The sequence below is a fragment of the Variovorax sp. GW821-FHT10D07 genome (assembly GCF_059415325.1).
This window is the reverse complement of record NZ_JBWKMZ010000006.1, coordinates 346,546-367,197: the sequence shown is the minus strand read 5'-3', so window position 1 is coordinate 367,197 and position 20,652 is coordinate 346,546. Positions and strand designations below refer to the sequence as shown.

Genomic DNA, 20,652 nt, shown 5'->3' with positions numbered 1-20,652 from the left:
ATGGCGATGCGAACCCTGCGTCTTCTGGCCTGCGCGCTCGCGCTGCTCGGTGGCGGCGCCACCGCCGTGCATGCGCAGCAGGACTATCCGTCCCGGCCCGTGCGCATCATCGTGCCGTTCCCGGCGGGCGGCGGCGTCGACGTGCTGATCCGCTCGGTCGCGGCCGAACTGTCGAAGCGCTGGGGCCAGGCCGTGGTCATCGACAACCGCGGCGGCGCCGGCTCGCTGATCGGCGCGGAGGCGGTGGCGCGTTCGGCGCCCGACGGCTACACGCTGATGGCGACCATCAACCAGACGCTGACCTCGAACCGCTTCCTCTACAAGTCGCTGCCCTACGATCCCGACAAGAGCTTCGCGCCAGTCGCGCTGATGACCACCAGCGACCAGTTCCTGATCGCCAACCCCTCGGTGCCGGCGAAGGACCTGCGCGAACTCGTCGCGGCGGTGCGCGCCAAACCCGGTACGCTGGCCTACGGCTCGTTCGGCAACGGCAGCCAGCCGCATCTGGTCTACGAACTGCTCAAGGCCAAGGCCTCGCTCGACATCACCCATGTGCCCTACAAGGGCGTGGCGCCGGTCATGACCGGGCTCGTGGGTGGCGAGATCCAGCTGGCCACGGGCAGCGCGAGCGTCGCGGGCGAACTGCTCAAGGCCGGGAAGATCAAGCCGCTGGCGGTGGCCGGAGCCAGGCGCTCCACGCTTTTCCCCGATGTGCCGACCACGGCCGAGCAGGGCTATCCGCAGCTGCGCGCCGCCGTCTGGTATGCGCTGGTCGCGCCGGCCGGCACGCCCGAGGCGGTGATCGAGCGCATCGCCGCCGACGTCAAGGCGATCCTCGGCGAGCCGGAGTTCGCACGCAAGAACGCCACCGCGCGCGGCCTCGAGGTCAACGCCGGCGGGCCGGCCGAACTGCGCCAGGCCATCCGCGACGACGTTGCCGTCACGCGCGAGATGGTGCAGGCCGCGGGCGTGAAGCCCGAGTGAAGAAGACAACGCAAGGCCCACCGCCATGAACACCACCGCCACCGCCCGACCCGATTTCGACAGCGCGAGCGATCTCGCGCAGTTGCACCGCATGCTCGAGGACATCCAGGTGAAGAACGGCTGGAACAAGCCGACGCCCTCGCTCTATCCGCAACCCAAGCAGCACTACATGCCCGCGCACTGGCAGTACGCCGACGCGCGCGCCGCGCTGCACGCGGCCGGCCGCCTCGTGGGCACCGAATGGGCCGAGCGGCGCAACCTGATCCTGGCCAACCCGATCCCCGGCAACGACTACCCGACCGTGACCACGCTGGTGGCCGCCTACCAGATGGTCAAGGGCGGCGAGGCCGCGCGCAGCCATCGCCACACGCCCAACGCAATGCGCGTGGTGGTCGAGGCCGCGCCCGGCACCTTCACCATCGTCGATGGTGTCGACGTGCCGATGGAGCCCGGTGACGTGCTGCTCACGCCCAACTGGAGCTTCCACGGGCACGACAACCGCAGCGAGGCCGACGCCTACTGGATCGACATCCTCGACGCGCCGCTGGTGCAGCTGCTCGGGCCGATGTTCTTCGAGCACCATCCCGACAAGGTCGAGAAGGCCGAGCGCATCGATCCCGCGAGCCCGATGCGCTTCGCGCTGCGCGACTACAAGCCGCGGCTGCTGGACGCGCCCGAGATCGCGCCGGGCGTGCGCACGCTCGAGCTCGGACCGCCGACGCTCGACACCTTCGACCGCGTGGCGGTGGCGCTGTCGGCTGGCCGCGAGTGGCAGGTCGCGCAGAGCACCGCGAACCAGATCTTCATCGTGGTCGAGGGCGAGGGCAGCTCGCGCATCGGCGAGCACGGCTTCGAATGGCGGCGCGGCGACGTGATCGCGGCACCGGCCTGGCTCGCGCAGCGGCACCGCGCCACGCGCGACGCGATCCTGGTGCGCATGTCCGATGCCCCGGTGATGCGCGCCTTCCGCTGGTTGCGCTCGGGGACGCTCCCTCCGTGAGCCATGGCCATGCACCGATGAACTGAGGCGGGCCGGCAGGTGCCGGCCGCCCACCTTCCGTTTCGCTCTCCATGCCAGGCCCCCGTGCCGGCAGGAGTTGGTTCGCCCCTTCCACCCACGCAGCCTCCGTTCGCCACCATGGACACCACCACCCGCCGACTCGCGACCTTCGCCATCGAGACCCGCCACGAGGACATTCCCGAGGCGGTGCGCCGCAGCGCCAAGCTGCTGCTGCTGGACACGCTGGGCTGCGCCATCGGCGCGGTCGGCACCGATCCCGGCCTGGCGGTGCGGCGCATGGTGCAGCGCAACGGCATCGGCGGACCGGCCAGCGTGCTCGGCACGGGCCAGAAGACCTCGGTCGCCACCGCCGCCTGGGCCAACGGGCGGCTCGGGAACATCCTCGACATCGACGAGTGCTACAAGGTCCAGGGCCATCATGCGCAGGCCAGCCTCGGCGCGGCGCTCGCGCTCTCGGAGGAGCAGGGCGGCAATGGCGCCGACCTGCTGGCCGCCTTCACGCTGGGCTTCGAGGTGGGCGTGCGGCTGGGCAATTTCCTGAGCCCGCGCGTGACCGTCGACGAGCAGGGCCGCACCAAGGGCTGGACCGGGCTGGTCGGCCCGGGGCAGGGCGTGCATGCGGCCTGCACCGCGGCCTCGCGCCTGATCGGCGCCACGCCCGCGGAGCTCGCCGATGCCTTCGGCAACTGCGCCCAGTACATGGTGGGCCGCGACTGGTCGCGCCAGTGGGGGCGCGACACCGACCTGGGCACCTTCAAGTACGCCGACACCGGCTGGAACGCGCAGGGCGGGCTGATGGCCGCCTGGCATGCGCGCGAAGGCATACGCGGCATCCGCGACATTTTCGACACCGACAGCTACGCGCAGGTGTTCCAGGGCGTGATCCTCGATCCCGGCGCGATGCTCGCGAAGCTGGGCAGCGAGTGGTATCTGCCCGGCACCTCGATCAAGTTCTGGCCCTGCTGCCGCTGGATCCACTACGCGCTGACCGCCTTCGACCAGCTGCTGCGCCGCCATGCGCTGCGCGCCGAGGAGATCGAATCGATCGAGCTGCGCTCGTTCCCGATGATCCCGTACCCGCGCTTCGCCGACGACGGCGATCCGCCGAACCTCGTGGCCGCCACCTTCAGCTTCCCACATGCGGCCGCGATGGTGGCGCTCGGCGTGCCGGCCGGCCCCGAATGGTTCAGCGACCAGAACATGCGCGGCGAGGCGGCACGCGCGATGCGCCGCAAGGTGCGTCTGGCCAACGAGCCCAAGGGCTACGACCCCGCGACCTGGGGCCTGGAACAGCAGGTGCTCAAGGTGCCGTCGCGCGCCGTGGTGCGCGCGCGCGGCCGCGAGTTCGAGCTGGAGAGCGACTTCGCGCTCGGCGACAGCTGGGAGGGCGCGCCGCGCTACGGCGAGCAGGACGTGGTCGACAAGTTCCGCCGCATGGCGCGCACGCTCGCGCCGATGTCCAGCCGCTGGGACGCTCGCATCGACGAGGCGGTCGACATGGTGATGGCGCTCGAGTCGCTGGGCGACGTGCGCGCACTGACCCGTGCGCTCGATCCGGCCTGCTGAGACCTTCCCCATCCATCCCCAGGAGCCGACATGACCACCATCGTCCGTCCCTTCCTTCCCCGCATCGCCTCGCGCGTGTTGCGCGCGCTGTGCGCGGCCATGGCGCTCGGCGCCGCGCTCGCGCCGCTCACGCAGCCGGCGCGCGCGGCCGATGCCTTCCCGAGCAAGCCGATCCGCATCGTGGTGCCGTTCCCGCCGGGCGGCCTGACCGACGTGAGCGCGCGCCGCATCGGGCAGCTCGTGGCCGACGACCTGGGCCAGCCGGTGGTGGTGGAGAACCGGCCCGGCGCCAACGGCCTGATCGGCACCGCGCAGGTGCTGCGCGCGCCGGCCGACGGCTACACGCTGGTGGCCGTCACCACCAGCGTGGTGCTGATCAGCCCGCTGCTGACCAAGGCGCCGTTCGATCCACTCAAGGACATCGCCTACGTGCTCAACTACGCCGGGCCCTCGCATGCGCTGGTGGTCAAGGCCGACTCGAAGTACCGCACGCTCGACGACCTGATCGAGGATGCGCGCGCGCGTCCCGGCGAGCTGACCTTCGGCACGGTCGGCACCTCCGACACCGCCTATTTCGGCGCCAAGGCCCTCGAGCGCGCCAAGGGCGTGCGCTTCAACCACATTCCCTACCAGGGCGCCAACCAGAGCCTGATGGCGGTGGTGTCGGGCGAGACCACCTTCGCGCCGACCTCCAACTACGCCGAGATGGTCAAGGCCGGCAAGCTGCGCGCGCTCGCGCTGCTCGACCGCCAGCGCATGCCCTCGATGCCGCAGGTGCCGACCTTCACCGAGCTCGGCGTGGACTGGCAGTTTCCCTGGATCACCGGCCTCGCGGTCTCCGCGCAGACGCCCGAGCCCATCCGCAAGACGCTGGAGACCGCCTTCCTCAAGGCCGCGCGCAGCCCGGCCTTCGGCAGCCTGCTCGAGCAGATGCAGGTGCCGCTCTACGTGCTCGACGGCGAGGCCATGAAGAAGGACCTGGCCGCCAAGATCCCGCAGTACCGCCGCATCGCCGACGAGTACGGCCTGGTCCAGCAGTGAGGCTCCCGCCGCCTTGCCCCATCCATCCAACGAGGACCCCTTCATGAAACTCCAGGACCAGGTCGCCATCGTCACCGGCGCCGCGCGCGGCATCGGCCGCGGCTTCGCGCTGCGCCTCGCCCGGCTCGGCTGCCACGTGGTGGTGGCCGACGTCGACCTCGACGCGGCGCGCCGCTTCGACGAGCAACTGAGCGCTGCCAGCGTGAGCGACGAGATCGTCGCGCTGGGCCGCCGCAGCATCGGCGTGCAGGGCGACCTGCGCCAGCGCGCGGCCGCCGACGCGCTGGTGGCGCGCGCCATCGAGGCCTTCGGCCGCGTCGACATCCTCGTCAACAACGCGGGCGGCGCCTTCGCGCCGATCGAAGCTAGCCGGGCCTCGCAGATGAGCGACCGCGACATGGCCGACATGTTCGACGTCAACCTCATGACCACCGTGTACTGCAGCCAGGCCGTGCTGCCGCACATGCGCGCGCGGCGCAGCGGCAACATCATCAACGTGGGCTCGACGCTGGGGCTCGACGCCGCGCACCGCGCCGGCGCCTATGCGCACTACGGCATGGCCAAGACCGGCGTGGTGCAGTTCACCCGCTTCCTCGCGGCCGAGGTCGGGCCCGACGGCATCCGCGTCAACTGCATCGCGCCCGGCTCCACGGCGACCGCGCGCGTCGCCAGCCAGGCCCGCGCGCGCGGCATGGTGGGCGATGCCGACCTGCCGAAGATCCCGCTGCGCCGCCTCGCCACCGTCGAGGACATGGCGGGGCCGCTCGAGTTCCTCGCGACCGATCTTTCCTCCTACGTGACCGGCCAGTGCATCTCCGTCTGCGGCGGCAAGGTGCTCACGCCGTCGTGACCCTCATCGCCCTTTATTGACCGGAACCGGAGACACGCCATGAACCATTCGAACCGACCCCTTCGCCGCCGCCTGCTCGCGGCCGTCTCGGCCACGCTGCTCGCCACCTGTGCCGCGCTGCCGCCCTCCGCCTTCGCGCAGGGCGAGCCTGTGAAGATCGGCGTGCTGATGCCCACCAAGAGCGTCATCGGCCAGCAGGGCCAGCAGGGCGCCGAGCTCGCGGCCGAGATGATCAACGACCAGGGCGGCATCCTCGGCGGGCGCAAGGTGCAGCTCATCGTCTACGACAGCAACTTCCAGCCCGTCGAGGGCGTGGCCGCGGCGCAGCGGCTCATCAACCAGGACCGCGTGAAGTTCATCGCCGGCGAGATCAGCAGCACGGTGGCGCTGGCGGTGCTGCAGATCGCGCGCGCCAACAACGTGCTGTTCATGGCGGCGGTGCCCAAGCACCCCGACCTCACGAAGTCGGGCTACGACAAGGTGTTCCGCCTCACGACCACGCTCGACGCCGATTCGGAGTACTTCGATCGCCAGCTGCTCGAGCGCGTGAAGCCGCAGAAGCTCGCGGTGGTGGCGGAGAACACGGACTACGGCCGCTACGTCATCGAGGGCTCGAAGAAGCGCTTCGGCGACAAGTTCGTGGCCGGCGAGACCTTCGAGCTCAGCCAGAGCGACTTCAGCACGCTGATGACCAAGGTCAAGGCCAGCGGCGCGGACACCGTGTGCATCGTCGCGGGCAAGCCCGAGCAGGCGGCCAACGCATTGCGTGCGATGGGCACCGTGGGCCTGCAGGCGCGCAAGTGCACGGCCACCGGCGTGCTCAACAACCAGATCCTGCGGCTGGCGGGCGACGCCGCCGAAGGCGCCTTCGGTTCCGACATCTACGTGTCGACGCGGCGCAATCCGCTCAACGACGAATTCGTCAAGCGCTTCCAGGCCAAGCACGGCCATGTGCCCGAGAAGGTAGAGGTGCTGGGCTTCGAATCGGTGTGGCTCACCGCCAAGGCGATGGCCGCGGCCGGCACCAGCACCGACACGGCCAAGGTGGCGGAGGCGCTGCACAAGAACGCCTGGGCCACGCCGCGCGGCGAGATCCGCTTCGATGCCGGCGGCCAGTCGCAGGCCCGCGACTACGTCGACTTCGTCGCCAAGGGCGGCAAGCTGACGGCGTCGCAGTGAGCGGACGGCACCGATGACGGAATTCGTCCTTCAGCTGCTGGCCAACGGCCTGTCGAACGGCGTGGGCTACGCCTTCGTCGCGCTCGGCCTGACGCTGGTCTTCGGCGTGCTGCACGTGATCAACTTCGCGCACGGCGAGGTGTTCATGGTCGGCGCGCTCGCGGCCCTGCTGGGCACGCGCTGGGGCCTGCCCTACCTGGCGACGCTGCCGCTGGCGGTGCTGGCGGGCGTGGCGCTGGGCGCGTTGCTCGACCGCGTCTGCGTGGCGCCGCTGCTGGCGCGCAGCCACGACAAGTCCGAGGTGCTGCTCGCGACCTTCGCGGCCTCGATCATCGTGTTCGAGGCGGTGTTCGTGAGCTTCGGCGCGCAGGCCGAGAACGTGCCGGGCATCCCGGGCGTGTGGACGGCCGGCGGCGTCGCCGTGCCGTGGCAGCGCGTGTTCGTGCTCGGCGCGGGCATCGTGGTGCTGGTGGCGATGGAGTTCCTGCTGCGGCGCACGGCCTTCGGCGTGCAGCTGCGCGCCGTGGCCCAGAGCGCCTTCGCCGCGCGCGTGGTGGGCATCCGCGTGCAGCGCGTCAACAGCCTGACCTTCGTGCTGGCCAGCGCCATCGCGGGGCTCGGCGGCGCGCTGCTCGCGCCCGTGATCCTCTATTCGCCGCAGATCGGCCATGCCGTGATCATCAAGGCCTTCGTGGTGGTGGTGATGGGCGGGCTGGGCAGCGTGCGGGGCGCCGTGGTGTTCGGCGTGCTGCTGGGCGTGGTCGAGGCGCTGGCGGGCGCCTTCATGTCCGAGGGCTTCGCCGCCGCGGCCATCTACGCGCTGATGCTGGTCACGCTGCTGTGGCGGCCGCACGGCCTGATGGGGCGCGCGGCATGAAGGCGCTCCTCACTCGGCTGCCGGTGCTGCTCGCCGGCGTGGCGCTCGCCAGCGCCGCCATCGCCGGCCTCGCCACCGCGCCCTACGTGGCCGACGTGCTGAGCTACGCGGTGGTGCTCGCGCTGTTCTCGCTCGCGGTGGGGCTGACCTTCGGGCAGCTCGGCTACGTGAGCTTCGGCCACGCGGCCTTCCTCGGCGTGGGGGCCTACGCGGTCGGCCTGCTGGTCACGCGCGGCGGGCTCGACTACTGGAGCGCGGTGCCGCTGGCGCTGCTGCCTGGCGCGGCGCTCGGCGCGCTGGTCGGCCTGGCCTCGGTGCGCCTGGGCGGCGCCTACTTCGCGATCGCCACCCTCACGCTGGCCGAGATGCTGCGGCTGGTGGCCACCAACTGGATGGACGTGACGCGCGGGCCGCTGGGCATCATGGTCATGGTCCAGCCCATGGCCTGGACCGAGCGTCTGGGCTGGAGCGGCCAGCAGGGCTACCTGTTCGTGCTGCTCGCGACGCTGGGCCTGGCGCTGCTGCTGCTGGCCCGGTTGCGCGCGGGGCCGCTCGGGCGCGCCTGGACCTTCGTGCGCGAGGCGCCGGCGCTGGCCGAATCGGTCGGCATCCCGACGCTGCGCGCGCGCGTCATCAACATCGCGCTGTCGGGCGCGCTGGCCTCGCTGGCCGGCGGCTTGCTGGTGCCCAAGGCGCTGGTGCTCTCGCCCGACCTGTTCGGCGTGCAGCATTCGGCGGCGGGCCTGCTGGCGGTGATCCTCGGCGGCAAGGCCACGCTGATCGGGCCCGTGATCGGCGGCATCGCCTTCGGCGTGCTGCCCGAGATGCTGCGCGCCATCGACGAGTACCGGCTCGGCCTGTTCGCGCTGATGCTGCTGGTGGTGGTGCGGCTGCTGCCCGAGGGCTTCGTGTCGCTGCTGCCGCGCTGGCGCAGGCCGGCGACTTCCGGCGGCGCGGACGCGGTCGCCGCGGCGGTGCCCGCGGTGGCGGTGGTGGAGGCGAGCGAGGCGCGCCCCGTGCCCGCCGCATCCGGCCTACCCATCGTCACCGTCCGCGGCGTCGGCCGGCGCTTCGGTGGCCTGGTCGCCGTCGACGGCGTCGACATGCAGATCGCCAGCGGCGAGCTGCTCGGCATCATCGGGCCCAACGGCGCGGGAAAGACCACGCTGCTGTCGATGCTCGGCGGCTTCATGGCGACCAGCACGGGCGAGATCCGGCTGGCCGGCGAGGCCATCGATGCCGGTGCGCCGAACCGGGTCGCACGGCGCGGTCTGGTGCGCACCTTCCAGCAGACCGCGCACTGCGCGTCGCTGAGCGCGTTCGACAACGTGCTGTTCGCCAGCTACCTGCTGCACCGCGAGCGGCCCTGGGCGGGCCTGGTGCGCACGCCGGCCTTCGAGGCGCGCGAGCGCGAGCGGCGCGAGAACGCGGCGCGCTGCCTCGCGGCGGTCGGCCTGGCCGAGCGCGCCGATGCCGTGGCCGGGACCTTGCCTTACGGCGAGCAGAAGCTGCTCGGCGTGGCGGTGGCGCTGGCCACGCGGCCGCGCGTGCTGCTGCTGGACGAGCCCGCCGCCGGGCTCAACCACACCGAGGGCATGCGGCTGGCGGCCGTGCTGCAGCGGGTGCGCGCCGACGGCTGCACGATCGCGATCATCGACCACAACCTGCCGCTGCTGATGTCGATCTGCGACCGCATGGTGGTGCTGCAGCAGGGCCGCAAGATCGCCGAGGGCACGCCGGCCGCCATCGCCGTGCATCCCGAGGTGCTGCGCGCCTACCTGGGCACGCCCGCCGAGCCGGCGGCCGCGCAGGCCGCGCCCGAGGAGGTGCCGGCATGAGCTTTGCCATCGAAGGACTGCAGGTGCGCTACGGCGCCGTCACGGCGGTGCACGACGTGTCGCTGCGCATCGCGCCGGGCGAAGTGGTGGCGCTGATCGGCGCCAACGGCGCGGGCAAGTCGTCCATCCTCAAGGCCGTGATGGCGCTCACGCCGCACACGGCGCGCCAGGTGGCCATCGACGGGCGGGCGCTGGAGCGCGCCGACACGCGCGAGCGGCTGCTCGCGGGCATCTCGCTGTCGCCCGAGGGGCGCCACGTGTTCCCGCAGCTCACGGTGCGCGAGAACATCGACCTCGGCTACCTGGGCAAGGACAGCGGCGAGCGCGCGGCGCGCCGCGAAGCCATGTACCAGCGCTTCCCGCGGTTGCGCGAGCGCGAGGCGCAGGCGGCCGGCAGCCTCTCGGGCGGCGAGCAGCAGATGCTGGCGATCGCGCGCGCCGTGATGGCCGGCCCGCGCCTGCTGATGCTCGACGAGCCCACGCTCGGCCTCGCGCCGATCGTGGTGCGCGAGCTGGCCGCCGCGATCCGCCATTTCGCGCGCGGCGGCATCGCCGTGCTGCTGGCCGAGCAGAACGCCGAGATGGCGCTGTCGACGGCCGACCGCGGCTACGTGCTGCAGGGCGGGCGCGTCATCACCGAGGCCCCGGCCCGGGCGTTGCGCGCGAGCGAGGAGGTGCGCGCCGCCTTCATGGGCATGTAGCCCGCGCCGCGCACGACCCCATTCCATTCTTCGAGGACACCAGATTCCATGACCCCACAGACATCCATCGATCCATCCGCGCCCGGCGCCGCGCTCGTGCGCGTGGCGGCCGTCACCGGCGCGGGCGGCGGCCTCGGGCTCGGCGTGGCCGTGGCGCTGGCGGAAGCCGGCCTGCACGTGATCGCCATCGACCGCTCGCCCAAGGTCGCGGAGGCGGTCGCCGCGCATGCCGCGCGGGGCCTGCGCATCGAGGCGGCGGTGCTCGACGTCACCGACGAGGACGGCGTGCGCGCGCTCGTGGCCTCGGCGCTCGAGCGCTTCGGCCGGCTCGACGTGCTGGTCAACAACGCCGGCATCCATCCGAAGACCGACGGCGAGCGCACCGGCGTCACGGCCATGAGCACCGCGCAGTGGAAAGAGGTGCTCGACGTCAACCTCACGAGCGCCTTCGTGTTCAGCCGCGAGGCCATTCCCGCGATGCGGCGCAACGGCTGGGGCCGCATCGTCAACATGTCCTCGCGCGCGGGCCGCACGCTGGTCGGCACGGCCGGCGTGCACTACGCGGCCTCCAAGGCCGGAATGATCGGCATGAGCCGCGTGCTGGCCGCCGAGGTGGCGGCCGACGGCATCACGGTCAACTGCATCGCGCCCGGGCGCATCGAGTCGCCGATGACGCAGCAGGGCGACGAGGCGCAGCGCGCGCGGCTGGTGGGCGCGATTCCCGTCGGCCGCATCGGCACGCCCGAGGAGATCGGGCACGTCGCCGCCTTCCTGGCCTCGGAGCACTCGGGCTACCTGACGGGCGCCGTGATCGACGTCAACGGCGGCACTTTCATGGCCTGAGCGCCGCGTCGCCCCAAAAAAAGGAAAACGCCATGTCGACCGCTCATCACGCCAAACCCCTGCGCGGCGCCGCGCCGCACCATTTCGTCGACGAGGAATGGCTGGCCCTGCGCAGCGAGCCCGTGCTCGAACCCGACCTGCCGATCTTCGATCCGCACCACCACCTGTGGGACCGGCGCCCGCACAGCCTGTACCTGCTGCCCGAGATCCTGGCCGACATCCAGGCGAGCGGCCACCACGTGCGCGGCACCGGCTTCGTCGAATGCACCTCGATGTACCGCGCCGACGGCGACCCGCGCCTGGCCTGCCTGGGCCAGGTGGAGTTCATCAACGGCATCGGCGCGATGAGCGCGAGCGGCGTCTACGGACCGGTGCGCGTGTGCGCGGCCATCGTGGGCAAGGTCGACCTGAGCGAGGGCGCCTCCGCGCGCGAGCTGCTCGAGGCCTGCGTCGCGCGCGCGCCCGATCGCTTTCGCGGCATCCGCCACATGGCGGCCTGGGACGCGAGTCCCGAGGTCAGCACCCTGGTGCGGCCGCCGCCGCGCGGGCTGCTGATGGACAAGGGCTTCCGCGCCGGCTTCGCGCAGCTCGCGCCGCTCGACCTGGTGTTCGACGCCTGGGTCTACCACCCGCAACTGGCGGAGCTCATCGACCTGGTCGACGCGCATCCCGAGGTCCGCGTGGTGCTCAACCACATGGGTGGACGCGCCGGCCTCGGCCCTTACGCGGCCGATCCCGCGGCCACCTTCGCGCAATGGGCGGCCGGCATCCGCGAGCTCGCGAAGCGGCCCCAGGTCTCGATCAAGATCGGCGGCATCGGCATGCGGCTGGGCGGCTTCGGCTTCCACGACCGCGACCTGCCGCCCACGTCGGCGGAGCTGGCCGAGGCCTGGCGGCCGTCCTTCGAGGTCTGCCTCGAGGCCTTCGGCCCGGCGCGTGCGATGTGCGAGAGCAACTTCCCGGTCGACAAGTCCCTGTGCAGCTACCGCACGATGTGGAACACCTTCAAGCGGCTGGCCGCGCCGCTGTCGAGCGACGAGCGCGCGGCGCTGCTGGCGGGCACGGCGGTGCGCACCTACCGGCTGCCGGCCGCGCTGGCGCAGCGCGCGCCGGAACACACCGCATGACGGGGCAGCGCGAGATCGCCGCGACCTGGATGCGCGGCGGCACCAGCAAGGGCGTGTTCTTCGACACGCGCGCGCTGCCGCAAGGCATGGCCAGCGATGCCGCGCTGCGCGACCGGGTGCTGCTGCGCGCGATCGGCAGCCCCGACCGCTACGACAAGCAGATCGACGGCCTGGGCGGCGCGACCTCGAGCACCAGCAAGGTGGTGCTGGTGGGCCCCGCGACGCGGCCGGACTGCGATGTCGACTACCTGTTCGGCGCCGTCGCCATCGAGGCGCCGGTGATCGACTGGAGCGGCAATTGCGGCAACCTGAGCGCCGCGGTCGGTCCCTTCGCGATCGCGTGTGGCCTGGTGGATGCGCCGCGCGATGGCATGGCCACGGTGAGGATCTGGCAGGCCAACATCGGCAAGCGCATCGTCGCGCAGGTACCGATGCGCGACGGCCAGGTGGTCGAGGAGGGCGATTTCGAACTCGATGGCCTGAGCTTTCCGGGCGCGGCGATACGGCTGGACTTCCTCGACCCGGCGGGAGAGGAAGAGGGTGGCGGCGGCGCTCTATTCCCCACCGGCCGGGCGATCGACATCCTCGAAGTGCCGGGCGCCGCGAGCGTCGAGGCCAGCCTGGTCGACGCGGGCAACCCGACCGTGTTCGTCGCGGCCGCCGACCTCGGGCTCACCGGCACCGAATCGCAGGGCGAGATCAATGCGAACACCGAACTGCTCGCCCGCCTCGAGCAGCTGCGCGCGCACGCGGCGGTGCGAATGGGACTGGCGCGCACGGCCCGGGAGGCCACCGAATTGCGCCCCGCGACGCCCAAGCTCGCCTGGGTCGCGCCGCCGGTCGACCACGGCGTGGCCGGCGGACGCCGCGTGGCGGCGCATGAGATCGATCTCGTGGCGCGCATCCTGTCGATGGGCAAGCTACACCACGCGATGACCGGCACCGGCGCGGTGGCGATCGCCGCGGCCGCCGCGGTACCGGGCACCGTCGTCTCGCGCATCGCGCCGGCGAAGGCCGATGGAAGCGTGCGCTTCGGCCATGCCTCGGGCGCGATCGAGGTCGGCGCGCAGGCCGAACGGGCACCCGAGGGGCACTGGCGGATCCGGCGCGTGTCGCTGTCGCGCAGCGCGCGCCGACTGATGGTCGGCGCCGTCTGCGTGCCGGCGGCCTGCTTCGAGGCGGCCCCCGCGAATTCAACGAACAAGGAGCAATGAACATGACCTCTACACGAACCGCCCTGGTGACGGGCGCGGCCAGCGGCATCGGCCGCGAGAGCGCGCGGCTGCTGGCCGAAGCCGGCATCCGCGTGATCCTGCTCGATCGCAGCGAGCAGGTGCGCGAGGCGGCCGCCGAGCTCGCCGCCGCGGGCGCGAAGGCCGAGGCCGTCGTCGCCGATCTTTCCGACCTGGCCGCGCTCGACCGCGTCGGCGACCAGGTGCTGGCGCTGTGCGACGGCGTCGACATCCTGGTCAACAACGCGGGCGTGCATCCCAAGGTCGATGGCCGCATCGCTCAGTTCGAGGCCATCGCGCTGGCGGACTGGGAGTTCGTCTTCCGCGTCAACACCACCGCGCCGTTCCTGCTGTGCCAGAAGATGCTGCCGGCGATGAAGCGCAAGGGATGGGGCCGGATCGTCAACATCGCCTCGCGCGCGGGCCGCACCTATTCGCCGCGCGCCGGCACCCACTACTCGGCGTCGAAGGCCGCGGTGATCGGCATGACGCGAAAGATCGCGGGCGACTACGCGCCCTTCGGCATCACGGCCAACTGCATCGCGCCCGGGCAGATCGAGACGCCGCTGGCGCGGACCTCGGCGCCGGAGGTGCTCGCCGAGGCCGCGAAGAAGATTCCGGCCGGCCGGCTCGGCACGGTCGGCGAGATCGCCTCGGCCGTGCTCTACCTCGCGAGCGATGGCGCCAGCTTCGTCAACGGCACGGTGGTCGACATCAACGGCGGCGAAACCATGGCCTGACGCGGGCGGCGGGCCCTGCGCCCGCCGTTCCTCGCCCTTTTCCAACAATCAAGGAGTTATCCCGATGGAGCAGACCCTGGAGCAGGAAGCGCCAGTGCCGTTTCCGCAGATCCGGTCGGTGTTGAAGCACAAGCGCCGCATCGTCGGCGCGGCGAGCGCGGGCGTCGCCGCGCTGGGCATCTGGCTGGCATGGCGCACCGGCGTCGTCGAGCTGTATGCGATCGCGCTGGTGCTCGCGGCGGCGGTGCACATGGCCATGAAGGTGGCGGTCGAGGTGATCGAGCTGGTCGCCGAGACGCTGATGCCGAGATGAGCGCCATGACATTCGACGTCTGCGTGGTGGGCGCGGGCCTGGCGGGGTTGACCGCCGGCGTGCGCGCGGCCGAGGCCGGGCTGCGCGTGGTGGTGCTCGAGCGCTCGGCCGATCCCGAGTACCTGTGCAATTCGCGCCTGACCGGCGGCGCCTTCCACGTCTGCCTCAACGACATCCAGACCGAGGCCGGCCGGCTCGAGCGGATCATCCTCGACGCGACGCACGGCGCCGCGCACGCGGGCCTTGCGCGCGCCATCGCGACCGATGCGCGCCGCGCCGTCAAGTGGCTGCAGTCGCAGGGCATCCGTTTCATCAAGGGCGGTTCGGAGCCGCATCACAACTTCGTGCTGTCGCCGCCTTCGCTGCAGCGCGTGGGCTCGGAATGGCGCGGCCGCGGCGGCGACGTGCTGCTGCGCACGCTGGGCGCAGCCCTGGCGCGCCATGGCGGCGAACTCAGGCGTGGGCACCGCGCGCAGGAGCTGATGGTGGCGAATGGACGCTGCGTCGGCGTGAAGGGCACGGCGCAGGAGGGTCCGTTCGCGATCGAGGCCGATGCGGTCGTGATCGCCGACGGCGGCTTCCAGTGCGATCCGGCGCTGCTGCGCCAGAGCATCTCGCCCGAGCCCGCGAAGCTGCTGCAGCGCAATGCGCGTTCGGGCCTGGGCGACGGCGTGCGCATGGCGCAGGCGGCCGGGGCGCGGCTGTCGGACCTGCGCGGCTTCTACGGCCACGTGATGAACCGCAACGCGATGACCGACGACCGGCTGTGGCCGCTGCCGTGGATGGACAACGTGGCCACGGCCGCCATCGTGGTGGATGCGGGCGGGCGGCGCATCGCCGACGAGGGCCGCGGCGGCGTCTACCTGGCCAACCGCATCGCGGCGCTGGCGGACCCGCTGTCGGCCTTCGTGATCTTCGACCAGCCGATCTGGGACGGGCCGGGCACCTCGCGCTTCCTGCCGCCCAATCCGCACATGGAGAAGTGCGGCGGCGCCATCGAGCGCGCCGATTCGATCGAGGCGCTGGCCGGCAAGCTCGGCATCGACGGCGCGGCGCTCGCGGCCACGATCGCGGGCCACAACGCCGCGCTGGCGGCGGGCACGACGGGGCAACTGGCGCCGCCGCGCAGCCTGGGCAGCTACAAGGCGCTGCCGATCGCGACCGGCCCCTTCTACGGCGTGCCGGTGTGCGCCGGCATCACCTACACCATGGGCGGCCTCGCGATCGACGAATGGTCGCGCGCCATGGACGAACAGGGCGCGCCCTTCGCGGGGCTGTACGCGGCCGGCGGAGCCAGCGGCGGCCTCGAGGGCGGCGAGGACGTCGGCTACGTGGGCGGCCTGGCGAAGGCCGCCACCACCGGCCTGCGCGCCGCGGAGCACATCGTGGGCCAGCGCGCAACGGCGCGCGCCTGAGCGATGCGCAACATCAAGACTGGGAAGCAATGGAACAACAAGCAGTGAAGACGGACGTGCTCGTGGTGGGCGGCGGTCCGGTGGGGCTGTCGCTCGCGGGCGACCTGGGCTGGCGCGGCCATGCGTGCGTGCTGATCGAGCAGGGCGACGGCGTGGTGCGGCAGGCCAAGATGGACGGCGTGGGCGTGCGCACCATGGAGTTCTGCCGGCGCTGGGGCATCGTGGGCGACGTGGAGGGCAGCGACTACAACCGCGCCTATCCGCAGGACAACGTCTACCTGACCACGCTCGACGGCTACGAGCTGGGCCGCCAGCCGATGCCGGCGATGCAGGACGACCGGCCGCCGCCCGAGAGCCCGCAGAAGCGCGAGCGCTGCCCGCAGAACATGTTCGACCCGATCCTGCAGAAGTTCGCGCGCTCGCGCCCGGGCGTCTCGCTGCGCTACGGCCAGCGGCTGCTCGACTTCGAGCAGGACGCCGAGGGCGTGACCGCCACCGTCGAGCACGCCGCCACCGGCGTCAGGACCGTCTACCGCGCGCGCTACCTGGTCGGCTGCGACGGCGGCCGCAGCACGGTGCGCGAGCAGTTGGGTATCGGCATGCAGGGCAAGGGCGTGCTCACGCACACCACCAACGTGATCTTCCGCTGCGCCGGCTTCAACGCGCTGCACGACAAGGTGCCGGGCTACCGCTACATGTTCGTCGGCGCGCAGGGCGTGTGGGCCACCATCGTCGCGATCAACGGCAAGGACCAGTGGCGCATGTCGATCATCGGCACCGCCGACGAACGCAAGGTCTACGGCGACGACGAGCTCAAGGCCTTCGCGCATCGCGCGGTGGGGCGCGTGTTCGAGCTCGAGATTCTCAGCATCCTGCGCTGGACCCGCATCGAGCAGGTGGCCGACGCCTACGGGCGCGATCGCGTGTTCATCGCGGGCGATGCCTGCCACCTGACCTCGCCGACCGGCGGGCTCGGCATGAACACCGGCATCGGCGATGCGGTGGACATCTCGTGGAAGCTCTCGGCCTGCCTCGAGGGCTGGGGCGGTCCGGCGCTGCTGGCGTCCTACGGCATCGAGCGCCGCCCGATCGCGCACCGCATCACGCGCTTTTCCACCAGCAACCTCGAGGTGATGCAGCAGGTGCCGCACACCGCGCAGGTCTTCGAGGCCGGCGAGGCGGGCGACCGCGCCCGCGCACAGGTGGGGCAGGCGCTGTCCGACGGGCTGCGCAAGGAGTGGTTCTCGAAGAACATGCACCTGGGCAACCGCTACACCGGCTCGCCCGTGTGCGTCTACGACAAGCCCGAGTCGCCCGAGCAGATCCAGGCCGAGTTCCTCGACGCCGTGAACTACCGGCCCGGCACGCGGCCCGGCGCGCGCGCGCCGCATGCCTGGCTCGAGGACGGACGCTCGACGCTCGACCTGTTCGGCCGCGGCTTCGTGCTGATGAGCGATGCGGCCCACGTCGACGAGGCCGCCGCGCTGCTGGCCGCGGCCGAGGCGGCGGGCGTGCCCGTGCGCCAGCATGCGATGCGCGAGCCCGAGGTGATCGCGGCCTACCAGAAGCGCCATGTGCTGGTGCGCCCCGACGGGCACGTGGCCTGGCGCGGCGATGCGATGCCGCGCGATCCGGCGGCGCTGGTGAAGACCGTGGCCGGACATTGAGCGGGATGGACAAGGACATGGAAACGAGAGGAATGCAATGACACAGCAAGAGAACCAGCACGACGTGGTCGTGATCGGCGCCGGCATGGCCGGCCATTGCGCGGCCATCGAGGCGGCGCGGCGCGGCGCCAGGGTGCTGCTGCTCGAGAAGACCGCGCTGTACGGCGGCAGCACGCGCATGTGCGGCGGCGCCTTCGCGTTCGCGGGCACCGAGGTGCAGCGGCGCAACGAGATTCCCGACAGCGCGCAATTGCTCGAGCAGGACCTGCTCGAGGCCGGCAAGCACCGCAACGACAAGGCGCTGGTGCATGTGTATGCCGAGCGCCAGTACGAGACCTACGAATGGCTGCAGGCGATGGGCCTGCGCTTCGCAAGGTCTCGTTGAGCGGCAGCCAGTCGGTGCCGCGCAACCACAGCATCGACCCCGTGCTGGTGCTCGAGACGCTGCATGCGCAGGCGCTCGCGGCCGGCGTCGGGTACCGCGCCGGCGCCCACGTCGAGCGGCTGCTGACCGAGGGCGAGGGCGATGCGCGCCGCGTGATCGGCGTGGTGCTGAAGGACGGCGAGCGCATCGGCGCGCGCGGCGGCGTGGTGATCGCCACCGGCGGCTTCTCGCGCGCGCCCGACCTGGTCGAGCGCTTCGCGCCGCACCTGCGCGAGGCACGGCCCATGGGCGGCCACGGCAACACCGGCGACGGCTTGCGCATGGCCTGGGCGCTCGGCGCCGACCTGATCGACCTGGGCTACGTCAAGGGCACCTTCGGCGCGCCCGTGGCGGAGCCGGCGCCGGGCAAGGAGGAGGTGGCGCCGCGGCTGGTGTCGGCCATGTACCGCGGCGCGATCATCGTGAACAGTGCAGGGCGCCGCTTCGTGAACGAATCGGTGTCGTACAAGACCATCGGCGACCGCTGCCTCGAGCAGCCCGAGCTGCTGGGCTTCCAGGTCTTCGATCAGCGCGTGATGGACCAGTCCTCGCCGCTGCCCACGGTGGCCGACTACAAGGGCGCGCTCGATGCCGGCCTGGTGAAGCAGGCCGATTCGCTCGAGGCACTGGCCGCGGCGCTGGGCATCGATGCCGCCGCGCTGCGCGAGACCGTCGACGCCTACAACCGCGCCTGCGACGGCGCCGAGGCCGATGCCTTCGGCCGCACCTCGCTGAGCACCGGCTACGGCAAGCCCACGCGCGTGGAGACCGGGCCGTTCTACGGCCTGGCCTGCACCACCGGCCTGACCTCGACCTACTGCGGCCTGCACATCGACGTCGATGCGCGCGTGCTCGACGTCTACAAGCGGCCGATCGAGGGCCTCTATGCAACGGGCGAGGTGATGGGCGGCTTTCATGGCGAGACCTACATGAGCGGTTCCTCGCTGGCCAAGGGCTGCATCTTCGGACGCCTGGCGGCGCAGCATGCCGTGGCGAGGGCCGCGGCATGAGCGCGGGACAGACCAGCCCCGGCGCGCGTTTCCGCGCCGCGCTGCGCGAGGAATCGCCGCTGCAGATCGTCGGCACGATCAACGCCAACCATGCGCTGCTGGCGCGCCGCGCCGGCTATCGCGCGATCTATCTCTCGGGCGGCGGCGTCGCCGCGGGTTCGCTGGGCCTGCCGGACCTCGGCATGAGCGGACTGGAGGACGTGCTGGTCGACGTGCGCCGCATCACCGACGTGTGCGACACGCCGCTGCTGGTGGACATCGACACCGGCTTCGGCCCCAGCGCCTTCAACATCGCGCGCACCGTGCGCAGCCTGGTCAAGGCCGGCGCGGCCGCCTGCCACATCGAGGACCAGGTCGGCGCCAAGCGCTGCGGCCACCGGCCGGGCAAGGAGATCGTGGGCGTGCGCGAGATGGCCGACCGCGTGAAGGCGGCCGTGGATGCGCGCACCGACGACGCCTTCTTCGTGATCGCGCGCACCGACGCCATCGCGATGGAGGGCGTCGATGCCGCGATCGAGCGCGCCCGGGCCTGCGTCGAGGCCGGCGCCGACGCGGTGTTCGCCGAGGCTGCGCTGGACCTGCCGACGTACCGGCGCTTCGTGGACGCCACTGGCGTGCCGGTGCTTGCGAACATCACGGAGTTCGGCAAGACGCCGCTGTTCTCGGTCGAGGAGCTGCGTTCCGCCGGCGTCGCAATGGTGCTCTATCCCTTGAGCGCCTTCCGCGCGATGAACAAGGCGGCCGAGGCGGTCTATGGTGCAATCCGCCGCGATGGCCATCAGCGCGCGGTGCTCGATGCGATGCAGACGCGCGAGGAGCTCTATGAACGCATCGGTTATCACGCGTTCGAGCAGCAGCTCGATGCGCTGTTCGCCGTAGGACGCCAGGGCAGGGAGACCGCGGGCTGACCGGACGCGGAAAGCAGCCGATCGCCGCGCGGAAGGGCTGCCTTCGGGTGGGGGCCGATGCTCAGCTCGCGACGGTCAGCCGGGCGATCTCCGCCGCGGCCTTGCGCGCAAAGGCCACCACCTCGGCCCGCCTCTCGGGGGCCAGTCGCTCGGGCACCGCCGCCACGCTCACCGCGCCGATGGGGATGCCCAGTTCGGTCACGATCGGGATGCCGATCGCGTTCATGCCGGGCATGACCTTGCCGTCGCTCAGGAAGAAGGTGGAAGAGGCCACGCCGGCGGCGCGCGTGGCCTGCACCTTCTCGCGCAGCCGATCGACCGAGATCTCGGGCGCATAGGGCACGTAGCGCGAGACATTGGAACGCAGCACCTCGTCGACGTCGGCATCGGACATCGCGCTGAGGATCGCGAGGCTGCCCGCGCCGACGCCCATCGGCCGGCGATCGCCCACCGACATCGTGAGCGTGCGGATCGGGTACTCGCCTTCGTAGCGCGCGATGCACAGCGAGTCCCTGCCGTCGGGGATCGACAGGAACACCGTGTCCTGCGTCTCGTCGGTCAGGCGCGCGAGCGCATCGACGCTCGCGCGGCGCAGGTTGAGGCGCTGTCCGGCCAGCGCGCCGAGGCTGAAGAGCTCGAGCCCGAGGTAGTAGCGACGCGTGGTCTCGTTCTGCGACAGCAGCTTCTGCTCGATCAGTGCGGCCAGCAGGCGCCGCACGGTCGGCTTGCTCAGGCCCTGGTCGCTCACCAGGTCGGTGAGGCGCGCGCCCGCGTCGCCGCAGGCGGCCACGGCCTGCAGCAGGCGCACCGCGCGCTCCACCGCCTGGGTGCCGGTGCGCGATTCAGTCAGTTCGGTCTCCTCGATGGGCGCGGTACTCATGCGGCAAAGGATACGACAGAGTCATTGGCGTTCTCG

20 protein-coding genes are annotated in these 20,652 nt (G+C 71.8%); 19 read left to right on the top strand and 1 reads right to left on the bottom strand.

Annotation, left to right across the window (positions count from 1 at the left end):
* From AC07PU_RS20375 to prpB, 19 genes are all read left to right on the top strand, one after another.
* Positions 1-984: a Bug family tripartite tricarboxylate transporter substrate binding protein gene (locus tag AC07PU_RS20375; protein WP_495319939.1), complete on the top strand. Its 984-nt coding sequence runs from the start codon at positions 1-3 to the stop codon at positions 982-984.
* 25 nt (positions 985-1,009) lie between these two features.
* Positions 1,010-1,984: a cupin domain-containing protein gene (locus AC07PU_RS20370; RefSeq protein ID WP_495319937.1), complete on the top strand. Its 975-nt coding sequence runs from the start codon at positions 1,010-1,012 to the stop codon at positions 1,982-1,984.
* 138 nt (positions 1,985-2,122) lie between these two features.
* A complete protein-coding gene (locus AC07PU_RS20365) occupies positions 2,123-3,571 on the top strand; it encodes an MmgE/PrpD family protein (protein ID WP_495319935.1) in 1,449 nt (482 codons plus the stop codon).
* Between the two features lie 30 nt (positions 3,572-3,601).
* The gene (locus AC07PU_RS20360; protein ID WP_495319933.1) at positions 3,602-4,612 is read left to right on the top strand and encodes a tripartite tricarboxylate transporter substrate binding protein; all 1,011 of its coding nucleotides are present in this window, start codon (positions 3,602-3,604) and stop codon (positions 4,610-4,612) included.
* Between the two features lie 43 nt (positions 4,613-4,655).
* On the top strand, positions 4,656-5,462 hold the full coding sequence (locus AC07PU_RS20355) for an SDR family NAD(P)-dependent oxidoreductase (protein WP_209539537.1): 807 nt from the start codon (positions 4,656-4,658) through the stop codon (positions 5,460-5,462).
* A 39-nt stretch (positions 5,463-5,501) separates the two neighbouring features.
* Entirely contained in the window at positions 5,502-6,641 is a 1,140-nt protein-coding gene (locus tag AC07PU_RS20350; protein ID WP_495319931.1) for an ABC transporter substrate-binding protein, read from the top strand.
* A gap of 13 nt (positions 6,642-6,654) precedes the next feature.
* Positions 6,655-7,518 (top strand): branched-chain amino acid ABC transporter permease, encoded by an 864-nt coding sequence (locus tag AC07PU_RS20345; RefSeq protein ID WP_209539535.1) that lies wholly within the window; start codon positions 6,655-6,657, stop codon positions 7,516-7,518.
* Positions 7,515-9,356 (top strand): branched-chain amino acid ABC transporter ATP-binding protein/permease, encoded by a 1,842-nt coding sequence (locus AC07PU_RS20340; protein ID WP_495319929.1) that lies wholly within the window; start codon positions 7,515-7,517, stop codon positions 9,354-9,356. The genes AC07PU_RS20345 and AC07PU_RS20340 overlap by 4 nt, the downstream gene beginning before the upstream one ends.
* The gene (locus tag AC07PU_RS20335) at positions 9,353-10,057 is read left to right on the top strand and encodes an ABC transporter ATP-binding protein (RefSeq protein WP_495319927.1); all 705 of its coding nucleotides are present in this window, start codon (positions 9,353-9,355) and stop codon (positions 10,055-10,057) included. Before AC07PU_RS20340 ends, AC07PU_RS20335 begins: the two co-directional genes overlap by 4 nt.
* A gap of 48 nt (positions 10,058-10,105) precedes the next feature.
* Positions 10,106-10,900, top strand: a complete 795-nt coding sequence (locus tag AC07PU_RS20330; RefSeq protein WP_495319925.1) for an SDR family oxidoreductase — start codon at positions 10,106-10,108, stop codon at positions 10,898-10,900.
* A 32-nt stretch (positions 10,901-10,932) separates the two neighbouring features.
* Positions 10,933-12,027, top strand: coding sequence for an amidohydrolase family protein (locus AC07PU_RS20325; protein ID WP_495319923.1), 1,095 nt, complete (start codon positions 10,933-10,935; stop codon positions 12,025-12,027).
* Positions 12,024-13,241 (top strand): 2-methylaconitate cis-trans isomerase PrpF, encoded by a 1,218-nt coding sequence (gene prpF / locus AC07PU_RS20320; RefSeq protein ID WP_495319921.1) that lies wholly within the window; start codon positions 12,024-12,026, stop codon positions 13,239-13,241. The genes AC07PU_RS20325 and prpF overlap by 4 nt, the downstream gene beginning before the upstream one ends.
* Before the next feature lie 2 nt (positions 13,242-13,243).
* On the top strand, positions 13,244-13,999 hold the full coding sequence (locus AC07PU_RS20315; protein WP_093350149.1) for an SDR family NAD(P)-dependent oxidoreductase: 756 nt from the start codon (positions 13,244-13,246) through the stop codon (positions 13,997-13,999).
* A gap of 64 nt (positions 14,000-14,063) precedes the next feature.
* Complete coding sequence (locus AC07PU_RS20310) at positions 14,064-14,312, top strand: hypothetical protein (protein WP_209539528.1); 249 nt, start codon at positions 14,064-14,066, stop codon at positions 14,310-14,312.
* Between the two features lie 5 nt (positions 14,313-14,317).
* Complete coding sequence (locus AC07PU_RS20305; RefSeq protein WP_495319919.1) at positions 14,318-15,727, top strand: FAD-dependent oxidoreductase; 1,410 nt, start codon at positions 14,318-14,320, stop codon at positions 15,725-15,727.
* 29 nt (positions 15,728-15,756) lie between these two features.
* The gene (locus AC07PU_RS20300) at positions 15,757-17,394 is read left to right on the top strand and encodes an FAD-dependent monooxygenase (protein WP_495319917.1); all 1,638 of its coding nucleotides are present in this window, start codon (positions 15,757-15,759) and stop codon (positions 17,392-17,394) included.
* 37 nt (positions 17,395-17,431) lie between these two features.
* The gene (locus AC07PU_RS20295; protein ID WP_495319915.1) at positions 17,432-17,779 is read left to right on the top strand and encodes an FAD-dependent oxidoreductase; all 348 of its coding nucleotides are present in this window, start codon (positions 17,432-17,434) and stop codon (positions 17,777-17,779) included.
* Positions 17,737-18,828 (top strand): FAD-dependent oxidoreductase, encoded by a 1,092-nt coding sequence (locus tag AC07PU_RS20290; protein ID WP_495319913.1) that lies wholly within the window; start codon positions 17,737-17,739, stop codon positions 18,826-18,828. The genes AC07PU_RS20295 and AC07PU_RS20290 overlap by 43 nt, the downstream gene beginning before the upstream one ends.
* Entirely contained in the window at positions 18,825-19,736 is a 912-nt protein-coding gene (prpB, locus tag AC07PU_RS20285; protein WP_495319911.1) for a methylisocitrate lyase, read from the top strand. Before AC07PU_RS20290 ends, prpB begins: the two co-directional genes overlap by 4 nt.
* Positions 19,737-19,797: 61 nt before the next feature.
* On the opposite strand, the gene AC07PU_RS20280 is transcribed toward prpB, so the two are convergent.
* Positions 19,798-20,616 (bottom strand): IclR family transcriptional regulator, encoded by an 819-nt coding sequence (locus AC07PU_RS20280; protein ID WP_495319909.1) that lies wholly within the window; start codon positions 20,614-20,616, stop codon positions 19,798-19,800.
* Positions 20,617-20,652: the final 36 nt, after the last annotated feature.